The following is a 17,564-nucleotide window of genomic DNA, read 5'->3' as shown; positions in this document are numbered from 1 at the left end:
AGGGTTTGTCGGCACACCGGCCCATCGGGCCTCTCTCCCCATGACGCAACACAACACGATAGAACGCGCGCCCACGGATTATTTCGGCCTGGAAATCCCCATGATGGACTATCTGGGGCTGATCCCCGAGTCCCTCGACAATGGCGTGGCGCGCTGCCGTCTGCCCTGGCGGCGCGAACTGACCAACAGCCGCGGCCACGTGCATGGCGGCACCATGATGAGCGTGCTGGATTTCACCCTGAGCGCGGCGGCGCGCGGCAACCAGGCCGACATCGGCATGGCCACCATCGACATGACTACCAGCTTCATGGCGCCGGGCCTGGGCGACCTGGTCGTCGAGGCGCGCTGCCTGCGCAAGGGCAGCTCCATCGCCTTTTGCGAAGGCGAGATCCGCGACGAGAAGGGCCAACTGGTGGCCAAGGCCTCGGCCACCTTCAAGCTGGTCGCGCAGCGCCCGGGCGGCGACTGACGCGCGCCCCGCGCCCTAGCGGGGCTGGGGCAGCTTCCAGACCTCTTCCTTGGGCTGGGGATCGCCCGGCATATACGCCACGCAGGAGGGCACGCCGAAGGTGATGGCCTCCTTCATGGCGCGCAGGGCGTCGGCATTCCAGATGCTGCGCCCCCACATATTGATGTGCACGGCCGAGGAAGCCGGGCCGGTGGACGTGATCTCCACCCGTGCCATTTCGTTGCCGCCGAAAGGCGTGAGCACGCGCATCATGGCCGAGCGCTCATTGACCTGGCCGTCCACCCGGTAGCCGCCCTGGCCGACCAGGCAGCGCTCGGCCTGCGCCACGGCGGCGTCATAGGCCGCCTGGACCGGCACCTGGGCCTGCATGTCGGCCGACAGCGCGCCGCCGTTGGGGCCGGATCCGACCGAGCACCCGGCCAGGGCCAGGACAGCTGCGGCAAGCGGGATGGCTTTGAACATGATTCCTCCATAGACTGCGGCGGATTATCCCGCATTCGGGCCGGTTCGACACCTGTCCGGAGGCTGTGGCATGATCGAACACCCCAGGCGCCCGCCCCGATCCGGACGCGGCGCACGCTTTCCGGAGGTCATCTTGCTCAAAACCCTCACGCGCACTCTCCTGGCCGCGGGCCTGATCGGCGCTGCCCTGGGCGCCTCGGCCCAGCCGCCGCGCCAATATCCCCTGAAAGACTTTTTCCGCAATCCGGAGAAGGGGTTCTTCCGCCTGGCCGACGATGGCAAGACCCTGGGCTTCATGCAGCCGGTCAGCATCGAGGGCAGTCCCCCGCGCATGAACATCTATGTGCAGCCGCTGGCCGACGGCCAGCCGCAAGGCCAGCCGCGCAAACTCACCAGCGAAAGCCTGCGCGACATCAGCAACTTCTTCTGGAAGGGCTCGCACACGGTGCTCTACCAGAAGGACTTCGGCGGCGACGAGAACTTCCACGTCGTGGCCGTGGACATCCGCAACGGCAAGGTCACCGACCTCACGCCCTTCGAAGGCGTGCGGGCCGGCATCGAGGACGACCTGCCCGATGATCCCGACCACGTCCTGATCTCGCACAACCAGCGCAACCCCCAGGTCTTCGATGTCTACCGCGTCAACGTCCATACCGGCCAGGCCACGCGCGTGGCCGAGAATCCCGGCAACGTGGTCGGCTGGCAGACCGACCACCGGGGCCGCGTGCGCGCCGCCGTCACCAGCGACGGCCTGAACACCACCCTGCTCTACCGCGACGACGAGCAATCGCCCTTCCGCCCCCTCATCACCACCGACTACCGCACCAGCGTCAGCCCGTCTTTTTTTACGTTTGACGACAAGAAGCTCTACGCGCTGTCCAATCGCGGCCGCGATCGCCTGGCGCTGGTCGTGATCGACCCGGCCACCCCCGATGTCGAAGAGAAAATCTTCGAGGCCGACACGGTGGACCTGGACGCGGCCGGCTACTCGCGCAAGCGCAAAGTCCTCACGCTGGCGGCCTACCAGACCGACAAGCCGCAGTACCGCTTTTTCGACGCGGAAACCCGCCAGTTGTTCGACCGGCTCAAGCAGCACCTGCCCGGTTATGAGTTCGCCCTGCAAAGCTGGAACCGCGCCGAAGACACATTCATCGTGGCGGCCTATAACGACCGCACCCCGGGCGTGCGCTATCTCTACGATGCCGCCCGGGACAAGCTGCATGAGCTGGCCATCATCAACCCCGCCCTGCCCGAAGCCGACATGGCTTCGGTGCGGCCCATCCAGTACACCGCGCGCGACGGCCTGACCATCCACGGCTACCTGACGCTGCCCAAGGGCCGCGATCCCAAGAACCTCGCCTGCATCGTCAATCCGCACGGCGGGCCGTGGGCGCGCGATGGCTGGGGCTACAACCCCGAGGTGCAGTTCCTGGCCAACCGGGGCTTTTGCATCCTGCAAATGAACTTCCGCGGCTCGACCGGCTATGGCCGCAAGTTCTGGGAAGCCAGCTTCGGACAATGGGGCCTGGCCATGCAGGATGACATCACCGACGGCGTCAATTGGCTGATCGGGCAAGGCATCGCCGATCCCAAGCGCATCGGCATCTATGGCGGCAGCTACGGCGGCTACGCCACGCTGGCCGGCGTCACCTTCACCCCCGATCTGTACGCCGCGGCGGTGGACTACGTGGGCGTGTCCAACCTGTTCACCTTCATGCAGACCATCCCGCCCTACTGGAAGCCCATGCTCGAAAAAATGCAGGACATGGTGGGCGATCCGGTGCGCGACAAGGAGCGCCTGGCCGCCACCTCGCCCGCCCTGCATGCGGACCGCATCAAGACGCCGCTGTTCATTGCCCAGGGCGCCAAGGACCCGCGCGTCAACAAGGCCGAGAGCGATCAGATCGTCGAGGCGCTGCGCCGCCGCGGTGTCGACGTCGAATACATGGTGAAAGAAAACGAAGGCCACGGTTTCCATAACGAAGAGAACAAATTCGAGTTCTATGCGGCGATGGAAAAATTCTTCGTCGAACACCTCAAGCCGTGAAGCGGCGCGCGGGCGCGTAAAATAAGCGGGATGCCGCCCACGGGCGGCGTCCCTTTTTTGTCCGCGCACAAGCCCGCCGGCCTGCCCCGCCATGTTTGGTTACGGAAACCTTTGGCCCCCCAGGCCGGTCTATGCGGTTCTGCCCTAGAATCGGCTCCGATGAATCACGCACCGCACTCCCCGGACCGCCCGGCCAAGCCCGGCGGCAAACGACGTCTACTCGTCCAAGCAGGTATCGCCGCCGCCGGCCTGGCGCTGGCCGGCATCGTCACGCTCGGCCTGGCCCTGGCGCTGGCCTGGCCCAGCCTGCCGGAGCTGCACGCCATGACGGACTACCGTCCCCGGGTGCCGCTGCGCGTCTACACGGCAGACAAAGTCCTGATCGGCGAGTTCGGCGAAGAACACCGCAACGTGCTGCGCTTTGACGAGATCCCCGAGGTGATGCGCCATGCCGTGCTGGCCGCCGAGGACGATCGCTTCTATGAACACAACGGCATAGACTGGACCGGCGTGCTGCGCGCCGGCCTGACCAACCTGGTCAAGATGTCCAAGACCCAGGGTGCCAGCACCATCACCATGCAGGTGGCGCGCAATTTCTACCTGTCTTCCGAAAAGACCTATTCGCGCAAGTTCTACGAGCTGCTGCTCACCTACAAAATTGAATCGGAGCTCAGCAAGGACCAGATCCTCGAGCTCTACATGAACCAGATCTACCTGGGCCATCGCGCCTATGGGTTCGCCGCCGCCGCGCGCACTTATTTCGGCAAGGCGCTGGCCGACGTCACGCCGGCCGAGGCCGCCATGCTGGCTGGCATCCCCAAGGCGCCCTCCCGCTCCAATCCCCTGTCCAACTTCGGACGCGCCAAGGCGCGCCAAGGCTATGTGCTGGGCCGCATGCAGGCGCTGGGCTATCTCACCCCCGAGCAGGTCACCGAGGCGCGCGCCGAGAAAATCGTGCTGCGCGGCGCCGAGGGCGGCCCGTCGCACGGCTATGCCGTGCATGGCGAATATCCGGCCGAAATGGCCCGCCAGCTGATGTATGGCGTCTTCAAGGAAGACGCCTATACGCGAGGCATCGATGTCTACACCACCATCGACTCCAAGGCCCAGCAAGCGGCCTACCAGGCCGTGCGCGACGGCGTGCTGGACTACACGCGCCGCGCGCCCTACCCCGGCCCCGAAGGCCAGGTGGACTTGCCCGATGGCATCGAACGCGATGCCCAGGCGCTGGACGACGTGCTCGACGGCGTCCAGGAAGAGCATCCCGACAGCGATGGTCTGTTTGCCGCCGTGGTGCTCTCGGCCAGCCCGGGCGAGGTCAAGGTGGCCCGCAGCAGCAACGACATCATCACCATCAGCGACAAGAAGGCGCTGGCCGTGGTGGCGCGCGCCCTCAACCCCAAGGCCGATTCCAGCCTGCGCCTGCGGCGCGGGTCGGTAGTCTATGTCCACAAGAACGCCGACAGCTGGGAAATCATCAACATGCCGGCCCTGCAGGCCGCGCTGGTCTCGCTGCGGCCGCAGGATGGCGCGATCCGCGCCATGGTGGGCGGCTTCGACTACTACCGCGGCTCGTTCAACCGCGTCACGCAGGCCTGGCGCCAGCCCGGCTCCACCATCAAGCCCTTCATCTATGCCGCCGCGCTGGAGCGCGGCTTCACGCCGGGCACCCAGATCTCCGACCAGCCCTTCATGCTGACCGCCGCGCAGACCGGCTCGCGAGACTGGCAGCCCAAGAACGACAACAACCAGTACGAGCCCATGCTGACGCTGCGCGAAGGGCTCTACCGCTCCAAGAACATGGTCTCGATCCGCCTGCTGCAGGCCATCACGCCGCAATATGGGCAGGAGTACCTGACACGCTTCGGCTTCGAGCGCGAACGCTGGCCGGCCGTGCTGCCCATCGCCCTGGGCGCTGGGGCGGCCACGCCGCTGCAGGTGGCCAACGCCTACAGCGTCTTTGCCAATGGCGGCTACCTGCTCACCCCCTTCCTGATCGATCGCGTGACCGACCGCTCGGGCAAGGTGCTGATGCAGGCCAAGCCCGTGGTGGCCGGCGACGAGACCGCGCGCGCCATCGATCCGCGCACCGCCTGGCTGGTCGACGACATCATGCACGACACCACGGTCAAGGGCACGGCCGCGCGCGTCTACCGCAGCCTCAAGCGCAATGACCTGGCCGGCAAGACCGGCACGACCAATGGCTCGGTCGACGTCTGGTTCTCGGGCTATAACCGCGACATGGTCACCACGGTCTGGATGGGCTTCGACCAGCCGCGCAGCCTGGGCAGCAACGAGTTCGGCAGCGGCCTGGCCCTGACCACCTGGCTGGATTACGCCAGCCCCATGCTCAAGGGCGTGGCCGAGACGCCGCGCGCGCCCCGGCCGCAAGGCCTCATCGCCGACAACGGCAATTACTACTACACCGAGTTTCCGCCAGGCCAGGCCATCGCGGCGCTGGACTTGACTACGGGGGATTCGCTGTCCGACTTCCTGAACAACTTCCGTCCCGCCGACGACAGCGACACCCGCGTCAGGCAGCCCGGCCAGGCCGCGCCCGCGCCGCTGAGCATCCCGGTCCCGGCCGCCCCGCCCGCCGCCCATGCTGTCTCGCCAGCCGCGCCGACGCCCGCCGCGGCGCCGGCCGGCGGCGTGGGCACGGTGCAAGTGCCCAGCGCCATCGCCGCCCAGCCGCTCTGAACTAGGGCCGCGGGGCGCGTGCCGGCCGCGGCCAGGCGCTCAGGCTGCCCAGGTCCAACAACGTGAAATACCCTTCATCCTGCCAGCCGCCTGTGTCGATGTGGTAGACGTTGCCCAGCACCACCGGTTCGGGCACGGGCGTGTGGCCGGCCACCACCGCCCGCACATTGGCCACCCCTGAAGCATCCCCCTGGGCCAGCCGGTCGCGCGACCACTGGGCGCGCCCCCGCGCGCGCCGTCGATGCGCGCGCAGGGTCCCGGCCAGCCGCGACCAGTCGCGCACCGGGCTGTCGGCGTGCAGCAGGCCGACTGTGCCGGCGGCCGTCGCCAGTTCGATCACCACGGGCAGCGCTTCATAGCGCCGCGCCAGCACGCGCTGGCGTTCGGGCGGCAGATCCAGAAACCAGCCGCCGCCGTAGCGCCGCCAGTTATCCTGGTCGACCCGCCCGTTACGGACATGACGCACCGCCAGGTCTTCGTGATTGCCCTGGACCGCGAAAAACCAGGGCTCGTCCAGCCAGGCGACGGCCGACTCGCTTTGCGGGCCCCGGTCGATCAAATCCCCGACGGAAAACAGGCGATCGCGCGCGGGGTCGAAACCATAACGGTCCAACGCCTCGCGCAGGCGCGAAAAATGGCCATGGATGTCGCCCACGGCGACATCCCGGCCGCGAGGATTGGCCGGCAGGCGGAGAATGCCGCCGGCATCGGGAATATGGGTGGACAGCATGCAAGGAATTAAACCACCGCCCCCTGCCCAGTCACAAAATCTTGATTTATGATGTTGCGAATAACTATTATTCTTGGTTCTTTTCCGGAACGATCTCCCGCGCCATGACCGCCGCCGCAAAAATCAAGACCTGGTATCTGGTCCATAAATGGACCAGCCTGGTCTGCACGCTGTTCCTGTTCATCATCTGCGTCACCGGGCTGCCGCTGATTTTCCACCACGAGATCGAGCATCTGCTCGACGAGGGCAAGCCCATCGTCGACATGCCGCAGGACACGCCCATGGCCAGCGTGGACAGGATCGTGGCCACTGCCAGGGCCCAGTATCCCGATGAGCTGGTCGACTACGTCTACTTCGACCCCGACGAACCCCAGGCCTATGTCGGTATGACGCCCGACCAGGCGCGCGCGCGCGAAGTCGGCCACGCCGTGCGGGTGGACACGCGCACGGCCGAGCTGCTTCACGACGGCCCGCTCTACAGCGAGGACCGCTTTTCCTTCATGGGGATCATGCTGTCGTTGCATGTCGATCTCTTCGCGGGGCTGGCGGGCGAATTGTTCCTCGGCTTCATGGGGCTGCTGTTCTGCATCGCCATCGTCTCGGGCGTCGTGCTCTATGGCCCCTTCATGAAAAAACTGGAGTTCGGCACCGTGCGCGCCGGGCGTTCGACCCGCATCAAATGGCTGGACCTGCACAATCTGCTGGGCGTGGTCACGCTGGTCTGGGCTTTCGTCGTCGGGCTGACCGGCGTCATCAACGAACTGTCCACGCCGCTGTTCCGCCTCTGGCAAGCCACGGAACTGACCGCCCTGCTCGAACCCTACAAGGGCAAGCCCGTGCCCAAGCAGCTGGCCGCGCCCCAGGCCGTGGCCGACGCCGCGCTGGCGGCCCTGCCCGGCACCAAGATCACCACCATCGCCTATCCCGGCAATCTCTTTGGCAGCCCGCAGCACTTCACGGTCTGGATGCGCGGCGACAGCCCGCTGACTTCCAAGCTGCACACCCCCGTTCTGATAGATGGCGTGAGCGGCGAACTGACCAAGGTGGCGCAGATGCCGTGGTATCTGACCGCGCTGGAGCTCTCCCGCCCGCTGCATTTCGGCGACTACGGCGGCATGCCGCTGAAGATCATCTGGGCCATCCTGGACCTCATCACCATCGTGGTGCTGGCCAGCGGCCTCTATCTCTGGATCGCCCGCCGCAAGGCCACCGACGCGCGCGTGGCCGAACTGGTGCGCAAGCATGAGCAGGCCGCCGCGCCGCAAGGCAGGCCCGCATGACGCCCCGCCGACAGTTCTGGTTTGTCTGGGGCGCGCCCATCTACCTGGGCTTGCTGGCCGTGTTCGGCCTGCTGGCCGCCTTGCTGGGCACGGGACCGTGGCACTGGGCTTCCTGGGGCGCGCTGACGTGGCCCTTGCTCGTGATCGCCTGGTACTGGCTGCGGCCGCGGGAAAAAAAGGCCCGCGGCTAGCCGCCCCGCTCCAGGCGCGGCTCAGCGCCTGGCCTGGGTGAAGCCCGCCACCGGATGCGGCACATAGGCCGCCTCCAGCTGCGCGATCTCCTCCGCGTCGAGCTTGAGCGCCAGCGCGGCCTGGGCATCCTGCAGATGCCCCGGACGGCTGGCGCCAATGATGGGCGCGGTCACGCCCGGCTGATGCAGCAGCCAGGCCAAGGCGACCTGGGCGCGCGAGACGCCGCGCGCAGCGGCCACATCGGCCACGGCCTGCACCACCTGGCGGTCCGAATCGGCGGTGGCGCGATAAATGCTCTGCAAGACTTCGTCCGTCTCGGCCCGATGGCTGCTCTCGTCCCAATCGCGGGTCAGCTTGCCGCGCGCCAGGGGGCTCCAGGGCAACACACCGATCTTCTGGTCCGCGCACAGGCCCAGCATCTCGCGCTCTTCTTCGCGGTAGATCAGGTTGTAGTGGTTTTGCATGGTCACGAAGCGCGCCCAGCCCCGCTGTTCCGACAGGAACAAGGCGCGGGCAAACTGCCAGGCGTGCATGGACGAGGCGCCGATGTAGCGGGCCTTGCCGGCGCGCACCACGTCGTTCAGGGCCTCCAGCGTTTCCTCGATGGGGGTTTCATAGTCCCAGCGATGGATCTGGTAGAGGTCCACATAGTCCGTGCCCAGGCGGCGCAGGCTGGCGTCGATCTCGCGCATGATGGCCTTGCGCGACAGACCGCCCGCATGGCCGGCGACCGGGAAATACACTTTGGTGGCGATGACGACGTCATCGCGGTTGACGAAGTCGCGCAGCGCCCGGCCCACGATTTCCTCGCTGGAGCCGTCCGAATAGCTGTTGGCCGTATCAAAGAAATTGATCCCCATGTCCAGCGCCTGGCGCAACAGCGGCCGGCTCTGCGCCTCGTCCAGCGTCCAGGGATGTTTGCCGCGCAGGGGTTCGCCGTAAGTCATGCAGCCCAGGCAGAGCCGCGAGACTTTCAGGCCGGTGTTGCCCAATTTGACGTATTGCATGCTTTAGCCCTTGAACACAGCGGGGTCGGGCCCCAGCCGCTTGCCGGTGGGCAGGCCGTCGATGGCCTGCATATCCTCGCTGCTGAGGTCGAAGTCGAAAACATCGATATTGGCCCGGATGCGCGCCGGCGTGACGGACTTGGGAATCACGATCAGGCCGCTTTGCAGATGCCAACGCAAGATCACCTGCGCGGCGCTCTTGCCCAGGCTCCGGGCGATCGCGCCTATGGTGTCGTCGTGCAAGGCCACGCCCTGGCCGAGCGGGCTCCAGGACTCGGTGGCGATGCCGTGATCGGCATGGAAAGCGCGCAATTCGCGCTGCGCGAAGCCCGGGTGCAGTTCGATCTGGTTGACCGCCGGGATGACATCGGTGGCCTCCATCAACAGGGTCAGGTTTTCGCGCGTGAAATTGGACACCCCGATGGAGCGGGTCAGGCCGGCCTCGCGCAGCTCGATCATGGTGCGCCAGGCGTCCACGAAGGCGGTGCTGCCGGCCACCGGCCAATGGATGAGGTAGAGATCGACGTAGTCGAGGTCGAGCTTGCGCAGGCTTTCCTCGAGGGCCTGGCGGGCATGATGATGGCGGTCGTTCCAGAGCTTGGTGGTCACGAACAGCGCCTCGCGCGCCACGCCAGCCGCCTTCAGGCCCTCGCCCACGCCAGCCTCGTTGCCGTAGATGGCGGCAGTGTCCACCGAGCGGTAGCCAGCCGCCAGGGCGGCCTGGACCGCCGCGCTGGCTTCGCTGTTGGGGACTTGCCAGACGCCCAGCCCGAGCTGGGGCATGGAGTTGCCGTCATTCAACGGCATGACAGGAACGCTAGTCGCCATACAACCTCCTGGAATAGACCCGCCCCTTCAGCCGGCAGCGGTATTGCAGACCATCATAGCGTCGTGGACGATAATCCGGAGATTTCCCCTATCCCGCGGCCGGAAATGCCGCCCGCCATCCCACGATATGCCCGCAACCCTTTCCCGAGCGCCGCGCGGCGGCCTGGCCACCATCCGCACCCTGCTGCCCTATCTGTGGCCGCCCGGCCGCCCGGGCCTGAAGGCGCGCGTGGTGCTCGCCGTGCTCAGCCTGATCATCGCCAAGGCGGCGGTGGTCTATGTCCCCATCCTGTACAAGCAGGCCATCGACGCGCTGGGCCAGGGCACGCCCGGCGCGCTGGTCGTGCCCGTGGGCCTCATCCTGGCCTATGGCGCGGCGCGCGTGCTGTCGCTGCTGTTTTCGGAGTTGCGCGACGCCATCTTCGCCCGCGTGGCGCAGCACGCCATCCGCGCGGTGGGCCTGCAAATATTCCGCCACCTGCATGGCCTGGGCCTGCGCTTTCACCTCGAGCGCCAGACCGGCGGCCTGACGCGCGCCATTGAGCGCGGCACCAAGGGTATCCAGACCCTGCTGACCTTTCTGCTCTTCAATGTCCTGCCCACCTTCTTCGAGATCGGCCTGGTCTGCGTCGTGCTCTGGAAGATGTTCGACGGCTGGCTGGCTCTGGCCACCGGCCTGACGGTCACCCTCTACCTGGCCTACACCTTGATCGTCACTGAATGGCGCGCCAAGTTCCGCCGCCAGATGAACGAAACCGATTCCCAGGCCAACACCAAGGCCGTGGAAAGCCTGCTGAACTACGAGACCGTCAAGTATTTCGGCAATGAAGAACACGAGGCGCGGCGCTACGACAGTTCGCTGCGCAGCTATGAGCGCGCCGCGGTGCGCAGCCAGGTCAGCCTGTCCATCCTGAACATCGGCCAGGCGCTCATCATCTCGGCCGGCCTGACCGTGGTGATGTGGATGGCCGCCCAGGGCATCGCCCAGGGCCGCTACACGCTGGGCGATTTCGTGCTGGTCAACACCTACCTCCTGCAGCTCTATGATCCGCTGAGCTTTTTCGGCTTCATCTACCGCGAGATCAAACAGGCGCTCATCGATATGGAACGCATGTTCGAGCTCCTGGGCCAGGACCGCGAGGTGGCCGACAAACCCGATGCGCCCGCCCTGCGGCTGCAAGGCGGAGCCATCGAATTCCGCGACGTGGTGTTCGGCTACGACGACCGCCGCCCCATCCTCAAGGGGGTCAGCTTTGAGGTGCCGGCCGGCAAGACCGTGGCCGTGGTGGGCAGCTCAGGCGCGGGCAAGTCCACCCTGGCGCGCCTGCTGTTCCGCTTCTATGACGTCAAGCAGGGCGCCATCCTGATCGACGGCCAGGATATCCGCGGCGTCAGGCAGGACAGCCTGCGCGCCGCCATCGGAGTGGTGCCGCAGGACACGGTGCTCTTTAACGACAGCATCCAGTACAACATCGCCTATGGCCGTCCCGAGGCCAGCGAGGCCGAGATCCAGGACGCGGCCCGCCTGGCCCATATCCACCAGCTGATCATGAGCATGCCCGAAGGTTATCGCACCATCGTGGGCGAACGCGGCCTGAAGCTGTCGGGCGGGGAAAAACAGCGCGTGGCCATCGCCCGCACCATCCTCAAAAATCCCTGCATTTTTCTCTTTGACGAAGCCACCAGTGCGCTGGACTCGCACACCGAGCGCGAGATCCAGGACAACCTGCGCGAGGTCAGCCAGGGCCGCAGCACGCTCATCATCGCCCATCGCCTCTCGACCATCGCCGATGCCGACGAAATCATCGTGCTGGCCGAAGGGCGGGTGGTGGAACGCGGCCGCCACGCCGAGCTGCTGGCGCGCAAGGGCCTGTATGCCGGCATGTGGGCGCGCCAGCGGGAGTCGGGCGCTCCCATCGCCGTCTGAACCGCCGGCGCCCATGGCAAAATGGGCGCCGGCTGTCTTCCGGAATACCCGTATGTCCCAATCCTGTGCCGTGCGCGTGTGCGACGCGCAATCCCTGGTCGATGGCGGCCTGGGCGTCAAGCTGCCCGTCACCGATGGCGCGGGCCGCAGCACCGTCTTCTTTGTCCGCTACCAGGGCAAGGTCTACGGTTATCTCAACCGCTGCACCCATATCGGGGTCGAGATGGACTGGGAAAACAGCTTTTTCACGCGGGCGGGCGACCTGCTCATGTGCGCCCGCCATGGCGCCACCTTCCGTCCGGATACAGGGGTGTGCGTGGGCGGCGCCGCGAAAAACAGCCGCTTGACCGCCCTGCAGGTCGAGGAGCGCGACGGCGCGGTCTATTGGCAACCCACGGGCAAGATACAGCCGCTCTGATACGGGCTCAGTCTTCCTCGGGCGGCACCCAGGCCGCATCCGGCATCGGGTCGGGCACGCCCTCCTCCGTGACAAGGCGCACTTGGTCCAGGGCATTGCGGGCGGCCGACATGGCCTCGACCGTGCTGCGGAAACGCCGCGACAGAAAAATCTCGAACACCAGCGGCGCCTCGGGCGGCGGAGGGGTCTCGCCCTCGGCCGGCGGCGGGCCGGGCAGCCGCGAAGTCTCGATGAAAGCACGAGGCGGTGTCCGGCCTTGGGGCTGGGTGGCATAGGCCACGATGCTGAAGCCGTTCAATACCTTCTGCGCCATCTTGCTTCCTTCATTGTCCGGTCACGACACCAGAAATTGACGGCCGCCTGGCCGCCCAACTTAAATCCCGCTCACGGCGCCAGGCGGAACCCTAGATCCGCCCCCCATTTATCGGTCTCGCGCAGCCACTTGGCGCCGCACTCGATGCAACGGAAATGGTCTTCGCGATGCGACTCGCGCCCGCGCTGCGTAGGCTGCGTGTATCCCTGGTGGCCCAACTGCTGATGCGGCACGACCCCAGAAAGCCCCGGCTGGATAGACTGACACGCAGGACACATCACACTCATGGCTTCCCTCTTCAATAATTGCCAAATTGTAAGGGATAGCCACAAATAGGGCGAAGGAGGTAACGAATAACATCAGCGCCCTGGCGGCGTCAGGGCTGGCCGACGTAACCCGTCCAGAGGTGATAAGGCGTGGTGCTCGGCATATCGTGCCGCAGGACCTCGCCTTCCGGCCCCAACACCTCGTGCCAGCCGCCGGCGTGCAGGAAGCGCCCGCGCAGCGCCTGCAGCTGCCTTGGGCGCCGCGGGCTGGACATCAGGGCCAGATACCGCGCGTATTCGGTCTGGGCCCAGATACGCTGCCGGGCGTCGATGATCGTGCCGTCAGGAGCCAGCGCGGCGCACACGCCCCAGGTCTGGGGCGCCACCCCGTGTGCCTCGGCCCAGGCCGCCGCCCGGGGAATCACCGCGGCCAGCTCCAGGCCGGCGAAGACCTCGGGCGCGCTATCGAGCAGCGCATACCATTCGAACTGGTGGCCAGGCTCGATACGGTTGTCCGCCGTGCCCCGCGCCAACTCCATCACGCAATGCGTGCCGGCATCGACATAAACGTCAAAGACCTGCTGCGCCAGCTCACGCAGGCGCTGCGCGAACCAGGCCGGCTCAACCAGCCCGGCCGCCGCCAGATAGGCCTCGGTCAGGTGCATGACGGGATTCTGCTCGTGGCCGCGCAGCAGGCGGCCGTCCGCCGCGCGGGCGGCAATATACAGGCCCTGCTCATCACGAAAGCGGCTCTCGATATCGCGCACCGTCGCCAGCAGCAGCTTGTGCGCGTCGCTGCGGCGCGTGCGCTCGAAGAAGACGGCGCAGGCCAGCACCACGAAAGCATGGGTGTACAGGTCCTGCGTGGTGTCCAGGGGCTGGCCCGCGGCATCGACGCTGTAGTACCAGCCACCTGCCGGATTGCGGAAATGCCGCGACAGGGCATCGAACAGGCGAGCGGCATGCGCCTGGCCTTGCGGCGCGCGCGAATAAATGAATATCTGTCGCGCACAGGCCATGGCGCGATAGCGCGTGACCGGCAAGGGGCGAGCCGTCGCGCCGTCCAGGGCTTCGACAGGCAGATCGAGCTGGGCATTGAAACCCGCGTTGCGCCACAGGGGCAGCACCACGTCGCCATAATGCTGGCGCAAAAGAGACAGGATGTCGGCGAGAACGGATGGGGACATGCTTGCTGGCAAAGGAGATGCATCGCAACCGGCTTGCAGGATAACCCAAGTCGCCGGGCGGGCCCCAGAAACGACGAGGGCCGGCCCTGCTGCAGGGACCGGCCCGATCGTCAACAATGGTCAGGTTCAGCGATATACGTTCTCGCGCAGCCAATCCTGCGCAAACGACTCCGCGCGATCGCGCGCTTCATCGAGCGAAGCGCACTGGCCCAGGTAGGAAAACGCGGCGTCAATCTCGGTGCCGCCTTCGGCCGTCACGGTCAGCAAAACCCCATATCCGCCTGTGTCCATCGCGGCGGTAGACAGGTCTATCAGTACTTCCTGGTCGCGAAGCTGCATGGCGTCCTCCCAGTTTGCTTCAAGCCGGCCGGCTGGCCGTCTTGTGGAGGGCGGAAACTTCCCGCCTTTATTTCTTGGACTGTCCCAATGCCTGCAAGTTCAACCGTCCGGTGAGCGGGTTGCGCAACAGTGTGTTCCTTTATCCCCCTTAATGACGATGAATCGCTCCCGGCCCCTCCATGTGCAGTGCCAGCCTGCCTTTCTCCGTGATCACCAGCTGGCCCTGCTCGCCGCGCTGGACACAGCGCAGCGTCAACAACGCTTCGGCGAAATTCGCCGGCACCTGCGCCTCACCGCCCTGCTCGGCGATGATTTGCAGCCAATAGGCCAATTCTCCTTGTTGAAACGGGTGCCTTGCCATCTGAACCCCAAACTGAAAGCGCAGAACATATCATGCCCGCTTCCGGCGCCTTGCGGGCGCCTGAAACAATTTTCCTCTTGCAGGCGGCACGGCATCGCACTACATTGAAATCGCCGTGCTGCTGACACCCATTGCGTGCGCAAGCCGGCAAGAGCGCCTCAGACTCATCCGCGAGCTGAGGCGCTCTTCATTTGTGTCGCGCCCGCCCTCCACGGCCTGGAACCAGTGTGCCGCCTGTGGCGCGCCCAGGCCTCTCAAAGTGCAAGCCTTCCCGTCCTTTTTTGACTTACCGGCCGCCTGCGCGGCGGGCCGGCAACACGTCCCTACGCCTTTCTACATTGCGCAAGGTTTGCGCAATGCAATAATGCGGCGCAGCATTTCCGGCCCGCCAAGCGCAGGGTTTCGGGGCCTTTGCGCCGCTGGCCCGGTCTCGGACACCTCGCGTCGCCATTGACGCGGCGCAACCGGACAGCCGCCTGCAGCGCAACAGGCCTTGCCACCGCCTGATCCGCCCCTGGAAAACCCTAGGACACTTTCAGCACAAGGGGCGCACAATGAAATCACAACAGCATGAACAAGGCGCCGCGATCCCGCGACGCCGTTGTGCCCCTAGAGGGTGTGACGGAGGCAACATGACCTATGTAGCAGTCTGTTCGTTGTTGGTGATCCTGGCCATCGTCGGTCTCGTCGTGAAAACCTGGCAGTCGGCGGGCACTGAAGTGGCAGCGAAAATGTCCGCCGCCCTCGCGGGGTCGACATATGCCTTTCTCCTGATCATACCGTTGGGCTTTTTGCTCGTATCGTCCCTGGAGTAAGGCGCAAAGAAAAATCCCGGCGAGCCGGGATTTTTCTTTGCCGCGGCGCCATTCAACGCCGCCGGCGTATGGCGCCCGCCACGCGGCCCAGCAGATACGCCGCCGCGCCCACCGCCACCAGCGCGCCCACTGGATGGCGCCGCACCAGCGACTGCACGATATCGGCCACATCATCGATGCTGTCGGCGGCCGTGCCCACCGCGCCCTGCACCTTGCCTTCGACCTGATGCGCCAGCCCGCGCGCGCGCAGCCGGGCATCCTCCAATATCGTGCCGGCGGTCTCTTCGCTTCGGCCCGCCAGTTCCTTCATCTTGCCCGTCACCGTATCTATCGACATCGTCAGCTCCCGTCGTGGCGCCGCCCCCCGGGGCGGCGCGCCTCTTTACAGATCCAGCTTGTTGATCTTGGCCCCTTCCAGCGACACCCCGGCCATCAGGCCGGTGTTGTTCATGACAAAACCCACCACCGGCTGCCGGGCGGTATTGGTGTCGATGCGGCCGTTGGCCCCGATATTGGCCACCGCCACCGAGGCATCGGCGCCGGCGGTCCAGCCATTGCTCTTGCGGAAGCTATCCAGGGCATCCTGCGTCATGAACAGCAGGATGACGGCCTTGGACTGCGCGCCGGCCTGGAAACCCACCGAGCCGGCGGTCGTGCTGTAGTAGCCGGCATTGGCGCCGCCCACGCGCAACACGCCCTTGCCATACTGGGCGCCGACGATGAAACTGCCGCTCACCACTGCCGGGAAGACCAGCACGCCCTTGGCCCTTTCGACCATGGCGCGCGAATCGGGCGAGGCCTGGTACAGGCGCGACAAGGCGCTGTCCGCGCCGGAGTTGATTTCCTGCCGCTGGCTTGCGGCCGTGCCGCTGTCCTGGGGCTTGGTCGTCGTGCAACCCGTGAATACCAGCCCTGCCAGCGCCACCGCCGCGGCGGCCATCCCCGCGCGCCGGGTTCGAGTGTAGGCATCAAACATGGGACTCTCCTTCCGTGGTTGAAGTCCCTTTCACCTTAGCAAAGCGATGGCACCCGATCGCAACAATCCGGCGACAGATGGACTGCAAATGCTACGGACCGTAAGCCATCCGGCCGGCGCGCCGCTCCCCGGCGGCGCCCGGCGCCGCCTCCGGGGAGGGACGATACATCTGGTCATGCCTGTGCCCCGGCATGCGCCCCCCGGCTGCCGGCGACCATGGCCATGGCCGCGCCAGCGCTGCCGCAATGCGCCCTTATCCGCTACGATTGCAGCACACTTGAATGGCTCGGCCTTGAAACGCAATTCGCTCATGCCAGAAATCAACCTCGATGCCACCGACATCCGTATCCTGAACGAGTTGCAGCGCGACGCGCGCCTGTCCAATGTCGAACTGGCCCAGCGCGTCAACCTTTCACCCTCGCCCTGCCTGGCCCGTGTGCGGCGGCTGGAGGCCGACGGCCTGATCGACCGCCGCGTGACCTTGCTCAATGCGCGCAAGCTGGGCCTGAAGGTCAATGTCTTCATCCAGATCTCGCTGGACAAGCAGCGCAAGGCGGCGCTGGACGTCTTCGAGCGCGAGATCGCCGTGCTGCCCGAAATCATGGAGTGCTATCTGATGTCGGGCGACGCCGATTACCTGGTGCGCGCCCTGGTCGAGGATGTCGATGCCCTGGAGCGGCTCATCGTCGAACGCATCACGCGCATCCCCGGCGTGGCCAGCATCCGCTCGAGTTTCGCGCTCAAGCAGGTGCTATACACCACGGCCGTGCCGCTGCGCTAAGCGTCGCGCTCGTCGATGCGGCGCAGGCGTCCCTGCAGGCGGTGGGCCAGATCGGCATAGTGCTGGGCCAGTTGGCGCAGCTCGGCCTCGTCCAGGTCTTCGGCGTCGACCAGGCTGTCGCTGGCGCCCTTGACCGCCAGCAATAGCTCGTCGAGCTTGAGATGCAGGGCTTGGCTGTCCTTGTTCTGGCTTTGCTGGATCAGAAAGACCATCAGAAAGGTGATGATGGTCGTGCCGGTATTGATGACCAGCTGCCAGGTTTCGGAATAGCCGAAGAGCGGCCCGCACACCGCCCAGCCCAGCACGAGCGCCACCGCGCCGGCAAAGGCCAGGGAACTGCCGGTCCAGCGCGTGGCAAATCGGGCGAAATGGTCGAAACCGCGCGCCATGCGCGAGGCAGCCTGCGGCTGCGCGGCGGTCGTGGCCCGCCGAGGCCTGGACTGGGTCATGATTCATCCCCCCTGAT

The 17,564-nt window shown here is 66.1% G+C and carries 21 protein-coding genes; 9 read left to right on the top strand and 12 right to left on the bottom strand.

Annotation, left to right across the window (positions count from 1 at the left end):
- The first annotated feature begins 40 nt into the window (after nt 1–40).
- The gene (locus AXA74_RS02455; protein ID WP_029579546.1) at nt 41–469 is read left to right on the top strand and encodes a PaaI family thioesterase; all 429 of its coding nucleotides are present in this window, start codon (nt 41–43) and stop codon (nt 467–469) included.
- A 15-nt stretch (nt 470–484) separates the two neighbouring features.
- Here AXA74_RS02455 and AXA74_RS02450 read toward each other — a convergent pair whose 3' ends face one another.
- Nucleotides 485–931, bottom strand: a complete 447-nt coding sequence (locus AXA74_RS02450; RefSeq protein WP_032979597.1) for a BPTD_2524 family lipoprotein — start codon at nt 929–931, stop codon at nt 485–487.
- A gap of 70 nt (nt 932–1,001) precedes the next feature.
- On the opposite strand from AXA74_RS02450, the gene AXA74_RS02445 reads away from it, so the two are divergent.
- Entirely contained in the window at nt 1,002–2,978 is a 1,977-nt protein-coding gene (locus tag AXA74_RS02445) for a S9 family peptidase (protein ID WP_376740350.1), read from the top strand.
- Between the two features lie 159 nt (nt 2,979–3,137).
- Entirely contained in the window at nt 3,138–5,678 is a 2,541-nt protein-coding gene (locus AXA74_RS02440) for a penicillin-binding protein 1A (protein ID WP_032956622.1), read from the top strand.
- Between the two features lies 1 nt (nt 5,679).
- On the opposite strand, the gene AXA74_RS02435 is transcribed toward AXA74_RS02440, so the two are convergent.
- Nucleotides 5,680–6,408 carry a metallophosphoesterase gene (locus tag AXA74_RS02435; protein ID WP_095075188.1) on the bottom strand — a complete coding sequence of 243 codons (729 nt, stop codon included), beginning with the start codon at nt 6,406–6,408 and terminating at the stop codon, nt 5,680–5,682.
- A 104-nt stretch (nt 6,409–6,512) separates the two neighbouring features.
- Here AXA74_RS02435 and AXA74_RS02430 point away from each other — a divergent pair, with 104 nt between their 5' ends.
- Both AXA74_RS02430 and AXA74_RS02425 read left to right on the top strand, forming a co-directional pair.
- Nucleotides 6,513–7,688, top strand: coding sequence for a PepSY-associated TM helix domain-containing protein (locus AXA74_RS02430; protein ID WP_029579551.1), 1,176 nt, complete (start codon nt 6,513–6,515; stop codon nt 7,686–7,688).
- Nucleotides 7,685–7,879, top strand: a complete 195-nt coding sequence (locus AXA74_RS02425; protein WP_032961629.1) for a hypothetical protein — start codon at nt 7,685–7,687, stop codon at nt 7,877–7,879. The genes AXA74_RS02430 and AXA74_RS02425 overlap by 4 nt, the downstream gene beginning before the upstream one ends.
- Before the next feature lie 21 nt (nt 7,880–7,900).
- On the opposite strand, the gene AXA74_RS02420 is transcribed toward AXA74_RS02425, so the two are convergent.
- Nucleotides 7,901–8,887, bottom strand: a complete 987-nt coding sequence (locus AXA74_RS02420; RefSeq protein ID WP_029579553.1) for an aldo/keto reductase — start codon at nt 8,885–8,887, stop codon at nt 7,901–7,903.
- 3 nt (nt 8,888–8,890) lie between these two features.
- Nucleotides 8,891–9,715 (bottom strand): aldo/keto reductase, encoded by an 825-nt coding sequence (locus tag AXA74_RS02415; protein WP_032979596.1) that lies wholly within the window; start codon nt 9,713–9,715, stop codon nt 8,891–8,893.
- Nucleotides 9,716–9,842: 127 nt separating this feature from the next.
- Between AXA74_RS02415 and AXA74_RS02410 the strand changes: the two genes are divergently transcribed.
- Both AXA74_RS02410 and AXA74_RS02405 read left to right on the top strand, forming a co-directional pair.
- On the top strand, nt 9,843–11,642 hold the full coding sequence (locus AXA74_RS02410) for an ABCB family ABC transporter ATP-binding protein/permease (protein WP_032979595.1): 1,800 nt from the start codon (nt 9,843–9,845) through the stop codon (nt 11,640–11,642).
- 52 nt (nt 11,643–11,694) lie between these two features.
- On the top strand, nt 11,695–12,060 hold the full coding sequence (locus tag AXA74_RS02405; RefSeq protein WP_032979594.1) for a Rieske (2Fe-2S) protein: 366 nt from the start codon (nt 11,695–11,697) through the stop codon (nt 12,058–12,060).
- A gap of 7 nt (nt 12,061–12,067) precedes the next feature.
- Here the strand turns inward: AXA74_RS02405 and AXA74_RS02400 are convergent, their stop codons facing one another.
- From AXA74_RS02400 to AXA74_RS02380, 5 genes are all read right to left on the bottom strand, one after another.
- The gene (locus AXA74_RS02400; protein ID WP_029579557.1) at nt 12,068–12,373 is read right to left on the bottom strand and encodes a hypothetical protein; all 306 of its coding nucleotides are present in this window, start codon (nt 12,371–12,373) and stop codon (nt 12,068–12,070) included.
- A 71-nt stretch (nt 12,374–12,444) separates the two neighbouring features.
- Nucleotides 12,445–12,660 (bottom strand): hypothetical protein, encoded by a 216-nt coding sequence (locus AXA74_RS24820; protein ID WP_029579558.1) that lies wholly within the window; start codon nt 12,658–12,660, stop codon nt 12,445–12,447.
- An 89-nt stretch (nt 12,661–12,749) separates the two neighbouring features.
- Entirely contained in the window at nt 12,750–13,826 is a 1,077-nt protein-coding gene (locus tag AXA74_RS02390) for an AGE family epimerase/isomerase (protein ID WP_032979593.1), read from the bottom strand.
- Between the two features lie 126 nt (nt 13,827–13,952).
- Complete coding sequence (locus AXA74_RS02385) at nt 13,953–14,165, bottom strand: hypothetical protein (protein WP_029579560.1); 213 nt, start codon at nt 14,163–14,165, stop codon at nt 13,953–13,955.
- Nucleotides 14,166–14,313: 148 nt separating this feature from the next.
- On the bottom strand, nt 14,314–14,526 hold the full coding sequence (locus tag AXA74_RS02380; protein WP_029579561.1) for a hypothetical protein: 213 nt from the start codon (nt 14,524–14,526) through the stop codon (nt 14,314–14,316).
- A gap of 632 nt (nt 14,527–15,158) precedes the next feature.
- Between AXA74_RS02380 and AXA74_RS02375 the strand changes: the two genes are divergently transcribed.
- Nucleotides 15,159–15,341: a hypothetical protein gene (locus AXA74_RS02375; protein WP_029579562.1), complete on the top strand. Its 183-nt coding sequence runs from the start codon at nt 15,159–15,161 to the stop codon at nt 15,339–15,341.
- A gap of 52 nt (nt 15,342–15,393) precedes the next feature.
- On the opposite strand, the gene AXA74_RS02370 is transcribed toward AXA74_RS02375, so the two are convergent.
- Both AXA74_RS02370 and AXA74_RS02365 read right to left on the bottom strand, forming a co-directional pair.
- A complete protein-coding gene (locus tag AXA74_RS02370; RefSeq protein WP_029579563.1) occupies nt 15,394–15,678 on the bottom strand; it encodes a CsbD family protein in 285 nt (94 codons plus the stop codon).
- 45 nt (nt 15,679–15,723) lie between these two features.
- A complete protein-coding gene (locus AXA74_RS02365) occupies nt 15,724–16,317 on the bottom strand; it encodes a BPSL1445 family SYLF domain-containing lipoprotein (protein ID WP_029579564.1) in 594 nt (197 codons plus the stop codon).
- A gap of 310 nt (nt 16,318–16,627) precedes the next feature.
- Here AXA74_RS02365 and AXA74_RS02360 point away from each other — a divergent pair, with 310 nt between their 5' ends.
- Nucleotides 16,628–17,098 carry an Lrp/AsnC family transcriptional regulator gene (locus AXA74_RS02360; RefSeq protein WP_029579565.1) on the top strand — a complete coding sequence of 157 codons (471 nt, stop codon included), beginning with the start codon at nt 16,628–16,630 and terminating at the stop codon, nt 17,096–17,098.
- Here the strand turns inward: AXA74_RS02360 and AXA74_RS02355 are convergent.
- Nucleotides 17,095–17,547: a low affinity iron permease family protein gene (locus AXA74_RS02355; protein WP_029579566.1), complete on the bottom strand. Its 453-nt coding sequence runs from the start codon at nt 17,545–17,547 to the stop codon at nt 17,095–17,097. The two genes, AXA74_RS02360 and AXA74_RS02355, sit on opposite strands and share 4 nt — an antisense overlap.
- Nucleotides 17,548–17,564 lie beyond the last annotated feature (17 nt).

The organism is Bordetella hinzii LMG 13501 (assembly GCF_001548475.1).
GTDB lineage: Bacteria > Pseudomonadota > Gammaproteobacteria > Burkholderiales > Burkholderiaceae_B > Bordetella > Bordetella hinzii.
The sequence above is the reverse complement of the archived record's forward strand: the minus strand, read 5'-3'. Positions and strand labels throughout refer to the sequence as shown.

Excerpts from the sequence above, each read along its gene's own strand:
- AXA74_RS02455 (WP_029579546.1), top strand. The coding sequence starts at position 41 with ATGACGCAACACAACACGATAGAACGCGCGCCCACGGATTATTTCGGC.
- AXA74_RS02450 (WP_032979597.1), bottom strand. The coding sequence starts at position 931 with ATGTTCAAAGCCATCCCGCTTGCCGCAGCTGTCCTGGCCCTGGCCGGG.
- AXA74_RS02445 (WP_376740350.1), top strand. The coding sequence starts at position 1,002 with ATGATCGAACACCCCAGGCGCCCGCCCCGATCCGGACGCGGCGCACGC.
- AXA74_RS02440 (WP_032956622.1), top strand. The coding sequence starts at position 3,138 with ATGAATCACGCACCGCACTCCCCGGACCGCCCGGCCAAGCCCGGCGGC.
- AXA74_RS02435 (WP_095075188.1), bottom strand. The coding sequence starts at position 6,408 with ATGCTGTCCACCCATATTCCCGATGCCGGCGGCATTCTCCGCCTGCCG.
- AXA74_RS02430 (WP_029579551.1), top strand. The coding sequence starts at position 6,513 with ATGACCGCCGCCGCAAAAATCAAGACCTGGTATCTGGTCCATAAATGG.
- AXA74_RS02425 (WP_032961629.1), top strand. The coding sequence starts at position 7,685 with ATGACGCCCCGCCGACAGTTCTGGTTTGTCTGGGGCGCGCCCATCTAC.
- AXA74_RS02420 (WP_029579553.1), bottom strand. The coding sequence starts at position 8,887 with ATGCAATACGTCAAATTGGGCAACACCGGCCTGAAAGTCTCGCGGCTC.
- AXA74_RS02415 (WP_032979596.1), bottom strand. The coding sequence starts at position 9,715 with ATGGCGACTAGCGTTCCTGTCATGCCGTTGAATGACGGCAACTCCATG.
- AXA74_RS02410 (WP_032979595.1), top strand. The coding sequence starts at position 9,843 with ATGCCCGCAACCCTTTCCCGAGCGCCGCGCGGCGGCCTGGCCACCATC.
- AXA74_RS02405 (WP_032979594.1), top strand. The coding sequence starts at position 11,695 with ATGTCCCAATCCTGTGCCGTGCGCGTGTGCGACGCGCAATCCCTGGTC.
- AXA74_RS02400 (WP_029579557.1), bottom strand. The coding sequence starts at position 12,373 with ATGGCGCAGAAGGTATTGAACGGCTTCAGCATCGTGGCCTATGCCACC.
- AXA74_RS24820 (WP_029579558.1), bottom strand. The coding sequence starts at position 12,660 with ATGAGTGTGATGTGTCCTGCGTGTCAGTCTATCCAGCCGGGGCTTTCT.
- AXA74_RS02390 (WP_032979593.1), bottom strand. The coding sequence starts at position 13,826 with ATGTCCCCATCCGTTCTCGCCGACATCCTGTCTCTTTTGCGCCAGCAT.
- AXA74_RS02385 (WP_029579560.1), bottom strand. The coding sequence starts at position 14,165 with ATGCAGCTTCGCGACCAGGAAGTACTGATAGACCTGTCTACCGCCGCG.
- AXA74_RS02380 (WP_029579561.1), bottom strand. The coding sequence starts at position 14,526 with ATGGCAAGGCACCCGTTTCAACAAGGAGAATTGGCCTATTGGCTGCAA.
- AXA74_RS02375 (WP_029579562.1), top strand. The coding sequence starts at position 15,159 with ATGACCTATGTAGCAGTCTGTTCGTTGTTGGTGATCCTGGCCATCGTC.
- AXA74_RS02370 (WP_029579563.1), bottom strand. The coding sequence starts at position 15,678 with ATGTCGATAGATACGGTGACGGGCAAGATGAAGGAACTGGCGGGCCGA.
- AXA74_RS02365 (WP_029579564.1), bottom strand. The coding sequence starts at position 16,317 with ATGTTTGATGCCTACACTCGAACCCGGCGCGCGGGGATGGCCGCCGCG.
- AXA74_RS02360 (WP_029579565.1), top strand. The coding sequence starts at position 16,628 with ATGCCAGAAATCAACCTCGATGCCACCGACATCCGTATCCTGAACGAG.
- AXA74_RS02355 (WP_029579566.1), bottom strand. The coding sequence starts at position 17,547 with ATGACCCAGTCCAGGCCTCGGCGGGCCACGACCGCCGCGCAGCCGCAG.